General features: G+C 62.4%; 3 protein-coding genes. 2 read left to right on the forward strand and 1 reads right to left on the reverse strand.

All coding sequences use genetic code 11. The annotated features are described in order from the left end of the window. Positions 1–45: 45 nt before the first annotated feature. On the forward strand, positions 46–11,922 hold the full coding sequence (locus tag S6FBBBH3_RS06560; protein WP_123957656.1) for an autotransporter outer membrane beta-barrel domain-containing protein: 11,877 nt from the start codon (positions 46–48) through the stop codon (positions 11,920–11,922). Between the two features lie 138 nt (positions 11,923–12,060). Here S6FBBBH3_RS06560 and S6FBBBH3_RS06565 read toward each other — a convergent pair whose 3' ends face one another. Then, positions 12,061–13,404: an amidohydrolase gene (locus S6FBBBH3_RS06565; RefSeq protein WP_232008745.1), complete on the reverse strand. Its 1,344-nt coding sequence runs from the start codon at positions 13,402–13,404 to the stop codon at positions 12,061–12,063. 521 nt (positions 13,405–13,925) lie between these two features. On the opposite strand from S6FBBBH3_RS06565, the gene S6FBBBH3_RS06570 reads away from it, so the two are divergent. Then, the gene (locus S6FBBBH3_RS06570) at positions 13,926–17,252 is read left to right on the forward strand and encodes an autotransporter domain-containing protein (protein WP_120176988.1); all 3,327 of its coding nucleotides are present in this window, start codon (positions 13,926–13,928) and stop codon (positions 17,250–17,252) included. Positions 17,253–17,630: the final 378 nt, after the last annotated feature.

The following is a 17,630-nucleotide window of genomic DNA, read 5'->3' on the forward strand; positions in this document are numbered from 1 at the left end:
GCACGACTCGACCGGACCCGGGCCGCTTGTTCCTCGTTCTCAGCGATGAAGCCGACCGCGCTCGCCCTCCTCTTGGGAACGACGCTTGCCGCATCTTCGGCATACGCTGATCCTTGGGAGCAGAGCGACACGTGGGAACAGTGGACCCAGGGGACCTGGGATCAAATTCATGTTTACGACTACACGTCGGCTCCGCAACGGTACTCGCACATCAATACGGACTTCTACTTCGGAAGCAACGAAGAAGCACGCTATTACCAGTCTCTTGACATCACGATGAAGGGGAACACGGGCGGACGCAATTTCACCTGGACGTTCTTCCTTCAGGACTACAACGGGCGTGCGCAGAACTTCGCGAAGAAGAACCAGGCCGCAAACGACACGGGAATGCTTCTCGCGCAATCCGAGCAAGGGTTGGTGCAGCAGATCATCCGCGTCGACGACCTGACGATCGAAAAATGGGGAGACCGCGTTACGAAGGACTCCTTCCGGCTCGGCACGAACCATTACGGCAATGAGGTTGGACGCACGAACGAAAAGTTCTATCAGGGCTTCTTCGAAGAGGACGGGACGGTTTCGGCCGTGGCGGAGTACGGTATGGGGCCCGACGCCGTGCGATTTTTCGGTCGTTACGCGCTTCAGGAGGCTTCGATCGACCGCTTCGGCGGCAAGAACGCGACCGCAGTCACCGTGGACGGTCTCGAATTCGGCAACTGGGGCGTAGCCGCCAAGACACAAGGCGAGAAGAAGGGCTTTTACATGCTTGCGGTCCTTCGGTCGCTCGAATTGCAGCGCGGTGCAACCTTCACCTTTTCCGATACGGAAGGGGCCGGAAGCGGAAACTTCACGGCCTACCTCACGGGTGCGGGCAACTTGGCGCTCGTGGGCGACCCTGCGGGCGACTCGACCCTGTCATTCGTTACTTTCAACGACCTCTATGCGATCCACGACAAAAACGACTCGAGTCGTTGGTTGTCCGAGGCGAACAACTACCAAGGGTCGACAACGATCGCGAACTATACCGTGAACGCGACGCGCGCTTCCGTCTTCGGGAAAGCCGAGACGGCCGACGTCAATGCGACGGCGAGCCGTGTAAACGTACGTGCTTCGGGCGTTTTCGACCGCGTGCAACACCTCACGTCCGACAACTCGGTTTTCAATTGGGACTTCGGTTCCGCCATCTCGAACCACGCGCTTGCGGTTGCGGGCACCACCTTGATCGAGGGCGAAACGAATTTCGCGGGTCGCGGCGCCTTGACGCTCACGACCGGGACACTTCACGTCGACGACGAAGGGAGCCTCGTCATGAACGGGGTCGCGGACGCGTCCGCCCTTTCGGCCCTCACGGTGAATGCGAACACCGCACTCTTTGAAACGGCAACGCCCTTCGGGAAAGGGAAATCCGCGATTCGCCTCAACGTCGGGAACGCTTTGATTCTCTCGAACGTGGGTTCGGACGACCCCGTCGACTTCACGGTTTCGGCGCTCCGGTCGGATGCGGACGGGTTCGTCTTCCGACTCGAAAACTCCGACATTCGCCTCGGCGACAACACGATCGCCGCAAGTGAGACGAAGCTCATCGGCTCGAACCTTTCGACGACGGCCCCCTATGTCGGGCGTCAGTTGGGTGAGACCGTGCGCTTTGACGACGCGTCGAGCCTAACGGTGGCGGGTACGGGCGCGTGGACCTTGTCGGAGCTCAACCTTCGCGCAACGGATGCGACGACGGCCACGGAAGATTCCCTTTTGCTCCTCTCGGCAGGCGGCATCGGGAACGCCGTGGCGTTTTCCAACGTGACGACCTCAGGCTCGTCCGCGGGCGACGCCTTCCGGGGCGACATTCGCTTTGAAGACGCGTCTTACATCTTGACGACCCGCGATGCGGAAGCGGTCTTCGGTACGGCCGGGCTCGGGCTCGGCCGCAATTCCCGCGTCGCCTGGTCGGGGACCGTGCCGGCGGAAGTCTCCCGTCTCGTCTGGGATGGGGGCGAACTGGACCTTTCCGATTTCACCTTCTCGAACGCGACGATCGCCGCGCTGAATACGGGCGAACTTGACCTTCGCGGCTCGCAGGGGTCTGTCGGGTCGATTCGCGTCAACGCGAGCGCCTTCTCGCAGGGGAGCCACGAGGCCGTCCCCGAATCGGGGCACTTCCACCTGGGACTTGACAACGGGAACTTCATCCAATTGCTGGTCGAAGCCGATCGGTTCGAGACCGCCCTTTTGCCCGAACTCGTCTCCGAAAACTTCGACGGCAAGGCGCACACCGCCGACTACAAGGCGGAGAATTCCTCGGAAGTGGTTGCCAAGGGTCACTGGAACTTCGGCCTCATGGCGGTCGACGACCCGACCATGGGCGGCCGGGGGATCGGTCTCGGCTACCGCTTGAACGAAATCGAACTGCTTCCGGGTCACACGGCGCCGCTCGTTTTGGACGGGACCAACCCCCGGAGCGACCGTACGCTTGCGGCGCGCGTCACGGGGAACGGGAAGCTCGAAGTGCGCGGGAGCGTCTTGCTTGCTCCGAGCAGCGCGAACACCTTTACGGGCTCGGTCTTCGTGACGGAAGGCTCGACCCTCGGGACGGGCCCCGTGTCGGGCGCCTTGGGTTCCGGAACAACCGTGCTCACGCTCGGGAAAAACGTGCTCTTCACCATTGCCGAAGACGTTCGGGCGCAGAGCTACGTCGAATCGATAGGGCGCCTGGTCTTCTCCGACACGGGCGGTGCTCGGGTCGACTTGAACGGGAGCATCCTGGCGCTGACGAACGGTCGCTCCGTCTTTACGGACGCCGCCGACCTCAAGGGTACGGACGACGCCATCCTTCGCTTTGACAACACGGGCAGCGCGCTCTTTGAGAACGTCAAGATCTTCGACGAATTCGAGGGCTCCGTCGCCTGGAATTCGAACGCGGTTGCGACCACCACGATCAGCGACGACGCGAAGCTCACCTCGGGACACTTCGTTTCCCGAAACGCCTTGGGCGGTCGGGACCTTGTGCTTGACGTCGACGCGGACCTGTCGGATGCCCTCACCTTCAAAACGGTCGACATGACGCTTCGCGGCGGGCACGTGATTCGGGCGCTCACGGACGACGCACGCTTGAGCTTGGCGGGCAGTCACCTCACGCTCGAATCGGGTTCACGCTATGAACAGGGTGCCTGGACCGGCATGCAGGTCGGGGGACTCACAACACTGTCGGGCTCGACCCTTCGATTTGAAAATCCTCTCCTCGAAGTCGCGCCGTCCTTGTCGGCTTCGGGGAACGTCACGCTCGGCTCGGGCACGGTGATCGATATCGCGCAGGGGGCGACGGCGGTGAACGGCGCTTTCGTGCTTCTACACGACGAAACGACTCGCAACACCCTCATTTCCGCAGGGAAACTCAATGCGAACGTCGGTGCGATCGACCTTCGCGGCGAAGAGAACTTCAGCTTTACGCTCCGCGAGAACGGGAAGACTGTGGGGAACGCCTACGTCGACGGCATTCGCCTTGAAGCGAATGCGACGGATCTCAACCTCGTCTACCGCATCACGAAGCTCGACCTTACGGAGAATCTGACGCTCGACGCCGTCGCGGCCGAGGACCGCACGCTTTCCGCTCAATTGACGGGCGCGGGCGGCGTGACGGTTTCGCGCGGTACGGTGACCTTCACGAACGGCACGTCGCGCGTCGGGCACGTGAACGTCGACGGGCTCGGGACGCTTGCGCTCGGGAATTCGAATGCCCGCGGGACCCTGCGCCTCACGGGCGACTCGGCTTGGGAAGGGGCCGTCACGGGCCTGTGGACCGTGGCACTCGAAAAGAATGCGACGCTCACACTCGGGAAAAGCGCGGACCTTACGGGGTACTCGGGCACGATCGACCTTGCGTCGGGCAGTTTGCTCAACATCGGAACCGTCACGACCCGATCGCTCGACAACGCGTCGTTGCGACTGGCGGCGGATTCGACCGTACGTCTTTCGAACAACTATTCGCTCCTCTCGTCCTTTTATGCGGGCTCGGGCGGGAAAACGGAGGGCGGCACGCTCGACGTGTGCGCTCCCTACGCCTACCTCGGTCGAAATGTCCAGCGCGGGGGGCTCTCGCATCTCACGCTCGGCTCGGAGGTACGCGAATTCACGCTCTACGGTGCGATCGACCGCAACACGGCGACGGGCGCAGGCGTTGACGTTGACGTATCGGGCCGGGGGACATTGAGCCTTCTTTCGCTCGCCGGTTCCGTTGACATGTCGTCCGAACACACGAACCTTACCGACTTCGCCGGGACCGTCGACCTCAAGGGTCGCCACGGCTCGTCCTTTACGTTCGCGACGGGCACCGGCGGCTCGGCGCTTCCCAATTCGGACGCTTCGAAGACGCTCTTTGCGGTTGCGTCGGGAAGCAGTCTCAACCTAACGGGCGACGGGTCGGCTGTGATCGAGCGTCTCACGCTTGATACGGGCTCGACCTTGGATTTCGGTTCCGGTCTCGCGCACCTCAACCTTGCGGGCAACACCGCCTCGACCCTCAAGGGAACGATCCGCATTTCCAAGTCGCGCGTTGAACGTAAGACCGCGGAAAGCCCCCTCTTGGATCTTGACGAAGGCATCTTCGACCTTCTCGTACGCGGGCAAAGTCGTGCGCCGTCCCTGTCGGGTTCGAGCTTCGTCATTGCGGGGGACGGCATTTCGACCTTCGAGGGCGACACGAGTGTCGAAACGAAGCTTTCGGACGGCGTTACCGCGTTCCTCTCGGCCGATCTCACGACGCAAAACGGCGGGAAGGACGTCGGGGGCTTCTACCGTCTGACGGAAGTCCGTACGACGAAGGGGTCCGAACTGTTGCTTGATCGCGGGAACGCAGTCGATCCGAACACGGACCTCGAAACGGTGATTCGCGGCGAAGGGACGTTGCGCAAGACGGACGATTCGACCGTTACGTTGCGCGCGCTCGATTCGAGCGACTTTGCGGGCAATCTGGACGTGCGCGCGGGAACCTTGAAACTTGAAACCGAATCGAGCTATGTTTTTGCCGGGTCGCGGAGCGTCGTCGGTGCGGGCGCACGACTTGACGTTTCAAGCGACCAGGAGATGGCGCTCGTCTCCTCGGGGACCGTGAGCCTTACGGAAGGAGCGCGCTGGAACCTGCTCGGAAGCACGAATGTGCTTACGAACAACGCCCGCCTGACGGGCGACGGAAGTCTTGCGGTCGGCGCCAATCGCCTGCTTCGGATCGACACGGCGGACGGGGGCGTTTTCTCCGGCTTCACAGGTACGATCGAACTTGATTCCGCGGCGCGGGCGGTCTTTGCAAACCGAAGCCGCACCGCGATCGACCTCACGGATACGCTCGCGGGAAGTCGCACTTCGACCGCGACGCTCGAGCGCGGGGCCTTTGCCTTCGGATCCGGCTCGGCGTTCGAGGGGGATTACGCGGTCTCGGGCGAGGCGTCCCTCGACATTCATGGCCTTGACCCCTCGGGAAGCGACTTTTTCGAAGTTCGCAACCGCCTCACCGGGACGGGAACGCTCACGACCGACGGTCGCGTGAGCCTCTCGTACGGGTCGCTCTTGGACGGGAACGAGCGGGACGTTTTCTCCGGAACCTGGGTCGTGAACGAGAACGGGTACCTGAAATTGGGTCTTCGCGACGGCGCCGACATGCACGCGTCCGGTTACGCGATCGGACGCGGAGCGACGCTTGAAATCGACTTCGAATCGGGGAACGGCTTCCAAAACATTGCCTCCGTCAATGCAGGCAAACCCGTAACGGGGACGCTCAGGTTCTCGGGGCCGCAACACGTCGACCTCGCCGAAAGGGCGCAAATTTCACTCGACGCGCTCGAACTTACGGAAGGCGCCGTCTACCACGCCACATCGCCCTCGCAGACCGCGCAGACGAACTTCATCGACGCAGGCAGCACTCTTATTCTCGACGGGCGCGCCGATACGGACGGAATGTTCGTGTTGTCCGGGATGCTCGAAGGTCGCACGGACAGCCGCACGCTCTTTTCGGGCGACGGTCGCCTTGAAATTCTGATGCCTACCGCGGACACGATCTTTGCGTTCCACGGAGAGCTTTCGGGCACGGAAGAGGAACAGATCGCGCAGGTCGAGGCGGATGCACTCGCCCTTTTCGGTCCCGCGGGTACGGGATTTACGGGGACGCTTCATATCGCGGGCGGCACGTACCTCTACCGCAACCACGATTCGCGCCTCTTCGAACGGATCGGCGACTTCAGTCTCGGTCAAGGGGCGACCCTGAACTTTCAGGGCAGCGACACGTTGACGCTTCCGACGCTCTCCTTCCGACCCGCGGTCAACGTGGCGGGCGACCTCGTCCCGTCGAATCCCGTGCTCGATCTTTCCGCCTACCGCGGGAATACGGTTCTTCCCGACGGATCCATCCTTTATACGCCCGCAGCGAGCGTCGGGCGACTCACGATCGAAACTCAGGCCCGTATCGTGGTCGACCCCGAAGAATGGATCCACAACGGTTGGGGCAGTCCCGAACAGGACGGCAGCATTCTCGACATCGACACGAGCAACCTCGGTTCGAACCATTCGAACTACGTGCAGTTGATTGCTGCCATGGAGATCGAAGGGTCGGGTACGCTCGATCTCGTCGATACCGAGGGGAACCCCGTAGGGGGCACGAATCCCGTCACGACCGAATTTTCGGAGGAGGGTCGCGTTGTCGCGAAAGGGTACTGGAGCTACACGGCGAGCATCCAGAAGGACCCGATCGAATCGAACGGCGTCACCTACGAACCCGGGGTTTACGTCGGTTACGGCATTCGGGAACTTCACCTTCTCAACGCCGACGACACGGCCGCGCCCTTCGTTTTCAACGCGCTTGAAGCGAACGACCACACCTTCGACGCCCGCATTACCGGGAACGGCCGGTTCGCCGTCGTCGGGGACGTGACGCTCAACAACCGCTCGAACGACTTTACGGGGACCGTCCTCGTCAATCGCGGCTCGACCCTGAACCTTGCGGGCGGCAGTTGGGTGTTGGGCGGTTACGAGAACGCGATGAACGCACCCGTGCTCGTCGAGCTCGGCGACGGCGCGCGCCTTTCCATGGAAGCCGAGCACAATTACGAACGCTTTGCTCTTCGGGCGGGAACGGGAAGCCGCGTCGACATCAATGACTTGTCCGTTCTCACCCTCGCGGAAGCGGACTTGACCGCGTCGAGCGTAATTGCGGGCGGAACCACATCGACCCTCGTCATCGACGGGAACGTCGTGATGCACGATGCCGTCACGCAACTCTCGGAATTCGAAGGAACGCTCGCTCTTGAGGACGATCCGGGAACCGTGCTCACGATGCGAGGTGCCGAAGCGAGCGTCGGGGAAGACTTCGTCGTGGCGCTTCGCGACCTCTCGAACGACCACGTCGGGATTGAGGGGGAAACCCCGCCCGCGAGTCGCTCAAACGCGATCGTGCGCCTCGAGCGTTCGGCGCGTATCGGGGACGCCCACGGTTTTACGGGTACGTTCGATGTGGCGGCGGGTGCGGACCTCACGGTCTACGGGTCGGGCGACAACCGCTCGCAGATCCACCCGAACGCGTCGATCCGACTTTCGTCGCGCGGTCGCGCGGATAACGAGTCGGGTGCGCTGACGGGCTCGACCTTGAACCTCATCGACGCCAACGCGACGCTCTACCTCCTTGAAAGCAACGCGGGCTCCACGATCACGCTCGGGTCGGCCGCGATCGGGGGCGAAGCTTCGTCGAGCGGCCTTACGCTCGACACCCTGCGCGTGAACGGTGCGACCGACCTCAAGATCGAGATCGACCCCGACCGCGTAGACCGCACGAGTCTCCTTATGTTCGACAACCCGGACGGGGCCGTCACGAACCTCATCACGGCAAAGAACGCGACGGGTGTGGACGAATTCCTCACCGTTTCCTTCGCGAACAACGATTGGCGTTCGGGCGAAATCCGTGAAGCTTCTCTCATGGACGGCAACGTTGTGATCGGAACGGTCGACTACGAGGCGTCGCTTGCGACGAGTTCGGCGGGCGAGAGCGCTCTTTCGATCGGCCTTCGAAGCCGCATCGACGAAGTCACCCTCTGGGGCGAGCTCAAACTCGACGTGCCCGTGAGCACCGTCGGGAACGATGCGGAGCTTTCCGCCGCGATCAAGGAGGCCGTTGGCCGCGAGGGGGACGGCTCCGTCACCGTTACGGGTGCGGGAACGCTCCGCTTTAGCGCCGAAAACCGCTACGGATCGCTCGAGCTTGGGCGCGACGCGACGCTTGAAATCGCCGCGATGCAAACGCTCACGGGCACCGGGGGCGTGATTGAAGGCTTCGTCACCGATTCGGTTTCGGGTGTCGAGCCCTCCCCGAATGCGGGTGCGCTCCTTACACTCGACAAGGCGGAACTCACCTTCCGTCACGTACCGACGGGGCTTGCGAACGGCATCGCGATGAACGCGGGCTCGGTTCTCACGATCGAAGGGGACGGGATTGTTCCGCGCTTTGCGGCATTGCGCTCCGGGCACGACCATCCCGACACGCCCGAGAGCTACGTGCTGCGCGGCCTCACGCTCACTCAGGGCTCGGGAGCTCTTCCCAAACTCAACCTCGTGAACGTATCGGGCCGCCTCGGTGAAATCAAGCGCGAAGCGGGTGCGGAGCGCCTGCGTCTTGCGCTTACGAACTCCGACGTGCGTGTGAACTCCGATACCTACGCGCAGCTTGCGGACGTACGAATCGGTACGAGCCGCGCAGGTTCGACCCTCACCGTCGCGGACGACGCAGACCGCTTTGCCGCGCACGCAGGTTCGGAAGTATCGGTGGACGTGGGCGAGAAGTCGGAATTGCACCTCCGCATTGAAAACGTCGACTCGGACGTGCGCTTTGGGTCGATCGGACGGGTGACGGGTACGGGGACGGTGCATTTCGACTTCGAAAACTCTTCGGTCTCCCACGACCGCCACGCGCTCATCCTCGACTTCACGGTTCCCGAGAACGCGGTCGACATGTTTGCCGGGGACTTCATGCTGACGAACGCGGTCTTTGCCGCGGGCGACCAACTGGTGCATTCGATGAACACGCTCGTTGCAGAAAAAGTCCGTACGTTCGAAGCGAGTAAAAATGCGGTGTTGAGCGTCCGCGGGAACCTCTCCCTCAACCACCTGGTGCTTGACGAAGGCGGGATCCTCGACCTCGCGGGTTCCGGAAACGAGGGCGACATCATGACCGTCGGGGATTCGGCCCTCTCGGGGAAGCCCGGGCGCCTTGCGAACCTTGTTTCTTCGGAAAGCGCCCTATTCCACGCGGGCTCGATGGTCCGCGTCGACTCGACGACGCTCACGGCAATTGCGGGTCTGCCGGGTCTCAAAACCGGCACGAGCTCGCTCGAGGCCGAAAGCGTTGACGGGAAGTTCGATCTCGTCGAAACGCTCGAAAAGGCGGAGACGGATGCGACCAACCGCTTCGTTCTCGTGCTCGAAAGCGAGCAAAAGATCGGAAGCGTTTCGGGCGTCTACGGGGCGGAACACGTCGACATCGTCGACGAATCGGGCAATCTCGTCACGACGGGCGACTACGCGATCGATGTCTTTGAAAAGGATGGCACGACCGAAGCCGCCCGCTTCGAAGGAGCCCTCAAGCTCGTTACCGACCGCGAAGGCGCCTGGCTCGGCCAGGACGTGGCACGTGCTTACCTTAAAAAGGACACCGTGCTTCGGTCCGACACAGGCACCTACGACGTTAAGGTCGCGCTCTTCGGGGAAGAGTCGGTCAATCTCTTCGCGACCGACGGGACCGTCCGTTTGACGAACGGCCTCGGCTCGATCGCGGGGTCCGTCGTGGCGAACGGCGGCGAACTGGTGCTTGCCGCCTCGGGTGCGCTCGGGAACCTTGAAGACGATCGGGCCGTTCCGACCCTTTTGTCCGCCCGTTCGGGAAGTATTACGGTGGGCGGCGCCGAATCCGGTGCGGCGGTCGAGCAGTCCGTCCGTGCCTTGGAGGTCGCGGCCGAAGGCGAACTCCGTCTCAACGACGGGTCGGTACTTGCGATTGCCGGCAACGGCATGGAGAGCGTTGTTTCGGGCCGCATCGCTGCCGAGGACGACGCCAGGATCGAACTCGCGGGCACTCGGCTCCGTCTGGACGCTTCCGCCGATACGCTCGTGCTTTCGAACACCCTTTGGAAGATGGACGACGTGTCGACGCTCGTTGTCGATTACGGTGTCGACACTTCCGATGAGACCCGCACGCTCACGGCCGCGGAAGTCGCCGTCACGGGCGGGACGCTTGCGAAGACGGGCAGCGGCCGCGTCGACTTCGCGTCGGGCGTCTTTGAGGCGGGCACCACCGCCCTCTCCGTCGAAGCAGGTAACGCAACCGTCTCCGATTGGGACCGCTCGCAGGCGGCGGACGCCGCAGGCGACAAGAACGCGCGGGTGCTCCGTTTGGCGGGCCTTTCGATCGCCGAAGGTGCAACGTTCACCATGAACGGGAGCCTCTTGGAACTCGTCGGCCGGAACGACAAGGGGTTGGCGAAGACCGGCAGTCTCAAGAACTCGGGGACGCTTGTGCTTGCTCCCAAGCGCAAGAGCGACACGGCGACGAATTTCGCGATCCGTCACATCTACGGGAACTACGTGGGCCAAGGCGGCACGATTGACGTTCGTGCGGCTCTCGGCACCGAAAACGCCGACAAGAAGGGAACCGCAACCGTCGGGATCACCTCCGACGCCTTGGTCGTACACGGCCGTGCGACGGGTTCCGTCCTCTTCTCGATCGACCTTCAGCATGAGGAACTCGATCGCGGTGCGCTCGAACGCATGGTGCTCCTGCGTGCCACGGACGGTGGCGACCTGACGTATGCTCTCGCGGACGGTCCGATCGAGTCCGGAGGCTTTACGTACTTTGCGGCCGACACGGAAGCTCCCGACGGCGGGCGCGACTACATCCTCACCTCCTACGGCGAGGACGGTGTGAAGACGGTTTCGCCCGACCGCGGGGCTTACCTCGGGATTTCGGCCTCGACCAGGATGTTCGGTCTGTCGCTCCACGATCGTCTGGGCCTTCGCCCCTACATCGATCCCTTCACGGGGGAAGTGAAGCAGACCGCGCTCTGGATGCACGAGTCTGTCAGTCACACGAAGTCGCACGACGATACGGGTAGCGTCGGTATCCGCTCAACGACAAGCACAACCTTCCTCGGTACCGATGTGGTCCGATTGACTCCCTCCTTCGGCGGTATCCTGCATGCGGGCGTCATGGGCGCCTACGGGATGTCCGATGTCAAAGCCTCGGGCTCGATTTCGAATTCCGGGGCGGACGTCGACGGCTGGTCGGCGGGTCTCTATGTCGGTTGGAACGCGGCCGAGTACGCCGAAGGATTGCTTTCCGATCCCACGGGCCCCTACGCTTCCGCCTGGATGCAGTACTCGTCCTTCACGAGTGAAGTCACCAACAACCGATCGAGCATCGACGTCGATGGTCGGGGTTGGTCGGCCTCCGTCGAACTCGGGTGGGTGCTGCCGGCGCTGAGTCTCGGCACCTCGGGTACCCAGACTGCCTCCGTGCGGTTTGAGCCGCGCTTCCAGGCGACCTGGTTTGGCGCTTCGTACGACGACGTCGAGACCGCGGACCACGACCGCATCGCCTTCGGGGGTGAGAACACGGTTGAGACCGAACTCGGACTTCGTGCCGCCTTTGACCATTCCGCGCTTTCAGGTGCCATCCCGTACGCGGAAGTCAACTGGGTGCACCGCACGAAGGACGCGACAGCTCGCATCAACGGTACGCTCAAAAGCCGCGAAGCGGGAGCCGACAACCTCGTCGAGGCGGCCGTCGGTTCCACCCTCCCATTCACGAAGTCTCTCTCGGGTTACGGCGAATTCCGCATCCGCAAGGGCGACAGTGGCTATACGGCGCGCGAAGGGAACCTCGGCGTTCGCTGGAAGTTCTGAGCGTTGAGAAACCCCGGGGTGAGAAATCGCCCCGGGCCGTAAAAGGAGAAGCAAAGAAAGCCGAAGGCCCCGTGATTTCGCATCCGGGGCCTTTCGCTTTATCGCTTGTGTGCGGCTTGTGTGTGAGGCGTCGACGGTTTACTTCCAGTTCCCGACCAAGGCAACGAGGAGGTTCGCGTACGTGTCGTAGAGCGTCAGAAGATAGCGCTCCTCAAAGTCGACCGCAGCATGGGCGCGGCAGTCGTCGTGCGCAGCCCCGACCATAAAATAGCCCGCACGTCCCCCGTGCTCCTGCACGCAACGGATCATGAGCGTGCCGTCGTCCGACCCGTTGTAGGGGTGCGTGGGTAGCACCTTTTCGCAAAAGCGGGCGCGTCGTGCGCAGACCGCAATCAGCTGCGTAATCGATTCGTCGGGTACGAAGTCGATCGCTTCCCCGACCGTGCGCGAGAGCATCTCGACCCCGAAGGCGATAGCGGCACCGCGGGCGCGAAGGAGCGCTTCCGAAGCAAGCTCCCGATTGATCGCTTCGTTTTCTCCGCGCACTTCCACTTCCATCGTGGCGTGTGAAGGCACGACATTACGGCCTTCCCCCGCATGAAGGGCACCCACGTTGACTCGGGTCATGCCTTCGGCGTGGCGCGGAAGCGCCATAACGTTGATGGCGGCGTTTGCGGCTGCCAAAAGGGCGTTCCTCCCGAGCTGAGGCTGCATGCCGGCGTGCGAAGGACTCCCGCGGAATTCGAGGTCGAGCTTCGTCGTACAGAGAAACTTTTCGGGAGCGGCCACCACGGTCCCCGCCGGGATGTCGACCCCGAGGTGCGCGCAAAGGAGCACGTCGACGTCGTCCAAAACACCCGACATGACGATCGGGTATGCACCGCGCGATCCCTCTTCGGCCGGTTGGAAAATGAAGCGGATTTTGCCCGTAAGGCGCGGGAGATTCGTTTTGACGAACCGCGCCAGTTCGACGGCCACAGCCTGATGGCCGTCGTGTCCGCAGGCGTGCATAATGCCGTGACGTACGGAGACAAAGCCCTCGCGCGCGGGAAGATGCTCGATATTGACGGGCTCCTCGACGGCCAGAGCGTCAAGTTCGACACGGATCGCAACGGTTTTGCCGGGCACGCCCGTATCGATTTCGGCCACAAGCCCCGGGTAGTCGCCCATTTTCCGTATGAGAGTTTCGGATACACCCGATGCTCGCGCGAATTCCTTCCCCTCTTCCGCAGCCCTCGCGTCGCGCCCCCGGACGAATTCGGGCCGGATGAATTGCGGCCCCCACGTGAGTCGAAATCCAAGTTCCTCCAGGATTTCCGCCACACGGGCGGTTGAGAGAAATTCCGTCCAGCCGGGCTCCGGATACCGATGGATCGTACGTCGGATGAGCTTGAGAGCGGCAAGCGACGAAGGATTCTTCCACCCGGGGAGGAGTTCCATCGGGAGGTCGTCGCAACACGCGGTCGAACCCGCGGAGTTCATCAACGGAATCGCCGACCCGGAGTCGGGTTTTCCGATGTCGCCCGATACCGGTGAAAAGGACGGTTCCGGCAGTATCGGGCGTGTAGCGTTGTTCGGCATGCGATGACTCGAAAATCTCTGATGAAAGGAGGAAAGAGGCCGGCCCTGCGCACGTTCAACGAGCACAAACCCTCCGGTGAGGGGCGATATCCGACCTCGTATGTCGGCTCGAGCAGAACCCCCGAAAACCACGGTGATTGTAACAGTTCATGCGGAGTCAACCGAGGTGCACACTACGGAAAACGCAGAAAACAGGTCCCGAGTCCGTCAAAAAGCATAAGAATCAGGGAAATTCTTACGTATTTTCTCATATCGGTTCGAGTACCGAAGGCGAAGTCTGGTATTGTCGGCTGCCACGATCGGGACCGCATACACCGCGGTCGATTTTTGCTTCACATTGTTGACAAAACATGGTAATCTCGGGCCGCCTCATCACCCGAGTAAGGGTAAATACCGAAACAAACCACCAAGGAGGTTGAGTCTTGAAATCCCAATCCCCGCACTTTACCGTTGCCGCGCTCGCGCGTGCGCTTGCCGCCGCACTGGCCTTCTCGACCGGTGCCGCATCGGCGGGTCCGGTTATGGTCATTCCCGAGTCGACGAGCGGCAACGACGTCGTGTTGAAAAACACCGAGTACGTTCTCAACGGCGTTGCGACGCCCGTTACATGGTCGTACGACACCGTGGCGGGAGGCTATTCGGACGGGGGCGCAACCGTTTCGAACAATACCGTCACGGTCAATGATCCGGAGATGGTCAAATCGGGTATCGGCTACCTCTACGGGGGTTACGGCAAGTCGGGCCTCGTTACGGGCAACCGACTCGTTGTCGACGGCTCCTACAGAGGAGGCAACGGCTCGCTTGGCGTTTCCTTCATTCTTCGAGGCTCTTTCTCCGAATCGGGTGACGTCGTAGGCAATTCTCTCGAGCTCAAGCGGATGCGCCTGGCCGCTTACGGCACTACGGTCGGTCACGAAAGTCAAACGGGGCGGGTTGCCGACAACACCGTTCTTCTCCAAAGCGTGGTCCTCAACCGTGAACCCACCTACCTCGGCGTACGCACCTACTCGGGGTCGGCCGAACGAAATACGCTGATCCTTCGAGGCTACAAGAGCCCTTACGGCGGTTCCGGGAGCGAATTGCCGACTCGCATCGATCGCGCCTATGCCGCAAGCGCCGGCAACCTTGCCGTCGGAAATCGAGCCTACCTGGAAGACTGGTCCTATGTAAATGAGTTCGGCGCCGCAATCGTCGACTCCGGGCTCGCCGAGGACAACGAAGTTCATCTGACGGGCGAACACGTTCGCGTGCAGCGTGTGTTCGGCGTGCAAGCGCAATTGGATTCGATTGCGCGAGGCAACAGCGTGTTTCTTGAGTCCGGTCCGCGGCTCGATGATGCCGACGCCGCCTATTTCCTTCCTTACGGTTCGTTAACGGGCGCTCAAACCGACACGGGAGATGCGGTGAGCAATCGGGTCGTCGTTACGGGCGGCGCCGTCGGCGGTGATGTCTACGGCGCCCGATCAAACTCGGGCACCGTGACATCGAACGTCGTACGCATGGCGGACGACGAGGGCATTCACAGCGGGTTCTTCGTGGGAGGACTCTCGACCGAAGGGACAGCCGCGAAAAATCGCGTTGTCATCGAAGGCGGTACGCTCACGGGAACGCTCGCGGGCGGGCAGACCGCTTCGGGCACGGCGACGGGCAATGTCGTCGAAATGAAGGGCGGCACCTTTACGGGCGACATCTACGGCGGTCACGCCGTTCTCGACGGAACGGTTTCGGAAAACATCGTCGAAATCTCGGGCGGCAAAGTGATCGGCAACGTCTATGCGCGCTTTGTAAACTACGGTTTGGACGGCACGGCCGATCATTCGTCGAGCGTTGGGAACCGGATTGTTTTGAAAGGAAGCGAGGCGGGCATGCCCGACCTGAGCAAAGCACGCCTCATCGCGTCGAACGTCCCCGTTCCCGTTGCGCCCCCTCCGGGCGATTGCTCTGCGGACGGTTCCTGCACCGACGGCGTCACGGAAGTGCCCGTTGAAGAGCCTATCCCGGGCGAGCCCCCCGTTGAAGCGGCTGCGCTCCTCCGAAAGGCCCCCTCTCTTCGCGAAACGGTGTTCTCGTCCGGCGGAACCCTTGAAATCGACGGTTTCTCCGGGAGCGTTCTTTCCGTGGCCGATTTCGAGCGCATCGACTTTACGAATGTTGTCTATACGGACGCGAGCGCCGATCGGCCGATTCTCACCATTCTCGACGCGGATGCGAGCCGCACGGACGACACGCTCGTTTCCGTTTCACGCATCACGCTCGACGGTTCGGCCGACCTGACGAACCTCAAAACCCTGAAACTCCTTGAGATCGTCGATGCGCCCGACATCGCATTCAAGTACGACGAATCGAAGGTTTTCGACATCTATCAGGGTGTGGGTGTCATTGCTCAAGGCTCGCTTGTCGCATCGCCTTCGGGCGGCGTCGACGTAGGCGAACCGAACGTCACGCCCGATCCCAACCCCGGCGACGGCGATTCGGGCGACAATTCGGGTGGAAACCCCGGAGGCGGCGATTCGGGTGAGGGCGGCACGGAAAATCCCGACGACGGCAATGACAACTCCGGCAACGGCGGCGACTCGGGCGACAATCCGGGCGAAAACCCCGGAGGCGGCGATTCGGGTGACGGCGGCACGGAAAATCCCGACGACGGCAATGACAATTCCGACAACGGCAGCGACTCGGGCGACAATCCGGGCGAAAACCCCGGAGTCGACGATTCGGGTGACGGCGACACGGAAAACCCCGACGACGGCAGTGACAATTCCGGCAACGGCGGCGACTCCGGAGACAATTCGGGCGGCATTGACGTCGACATTGACAACGCCCGCGTCAATCCCCAGATGCGACTCGTTGCGCGTACTCGCGCCGCGTCCGTTGCATTTGCCAACACGGGTGCGGAGCTCGTCTCCGAAAAGCTTTCGGCTCTTCGGTCGGAAACCCGCGAGGGCGGCCACTTCTTCGGCGGCATTTACGGGAAACGCGAAAAGTTCGACGTGGCGAGCAACCTCGACATCAAGGGCTACAGTGCGATCGTGGGTGCGGGCTGGCGGAGCCGTACGTCTTTTGCGGACGTGACGGGCGCCCTCTTCTACGAGCACGGCAAGGGCGACTACACGACCGAGAACACCTTTGCCGGGCAGAGCTTTGACGGCACGGGGTCGCTCCGTACGAACGGCGGTGGCGCCGCGCTGCGCCTCGACTTCGAAAACGGCACGCACGCGTCCGCCTCGATTCGCATCGGGGACCTCAATACCACGATGGACAACGTCCTCATGGACGGTATGGATCGCGCCTGGGGTTACGAGGTTTCGAGCACCTACTACGGCCTCACGACCGAGATCGGGCACGAATGGGCGCTCTCGCACGCGCTTCGCCTCGAAGGCTACGCCGCGTACGGTTACACCTACGTCGACTCGGCGGACTTCTCGATCGGAAACGAAAAGTTCGAGTTCGCGAGCGTTTCGAGCCATCGTCTGAAAGCAGGCGCACGTGTTCACTATGCCGTGAACGAAGCGAGCCGCATCACGGCGGGTCTTTCCTACGAACAGGAATTGGACGGCAAGACCACCCTGCGCGTAGGGTCGCTCGAAGCTCCGGCTGAAAACATCAAAGGCGGCACGGTCGGTGCGGAAGCGGGCTTCTCGTTCACGCCCTCGTCCGCGTCGAACTGGACGATCGACGCGACGGCCCGCGCCTTCGCGGGCGAACGTCAGGGAATCTCCGGGACGTTCCAGTCGACCTGGCGCTTCTGATGACGCTTTGAAGGGTTTGCCGCGGGAGGCGATTCGGAATATCGGTTGTCGAGGATCAACCGATTCCCGATCGCTCCCGCGGCACTTGACCCCCATACACCGGCCGGCACGGGCAACCGTGACCGGCCGTTCTCTTTTCGGGAAGACAATACGTAACCGCGTACGAACGAACTTTCGTCGGTACCGTTCACCGACGCCTTTTTCTCCGTCGGTGCGGGCCCGGTGAGGCCCTCGGGTCGCGCCCCGTAAAGGTGCGCAACACGTCTTGACGCCCGCCTCCGTCCTCCGACAGCCGGCCCCCCGATTTCTCGTCACGAGGCGCCAAAAAAGCCCGCAGCGGGTGTCATTCGTGTCAACAAGAAAAAAGCCTGCTCGGTT

Origin of the sequence: Sutterella megalosphaeroides, from assembly GCF_003609995.1 — a bacterium.
Classification (GTDB): domain Bacteria; phylum Pseudomonadota; class Gammaproteobacteria; order Burkholderiales; family Burkholderiaceae_F; genus Sutterella; species Sutterella megalosphaeroides.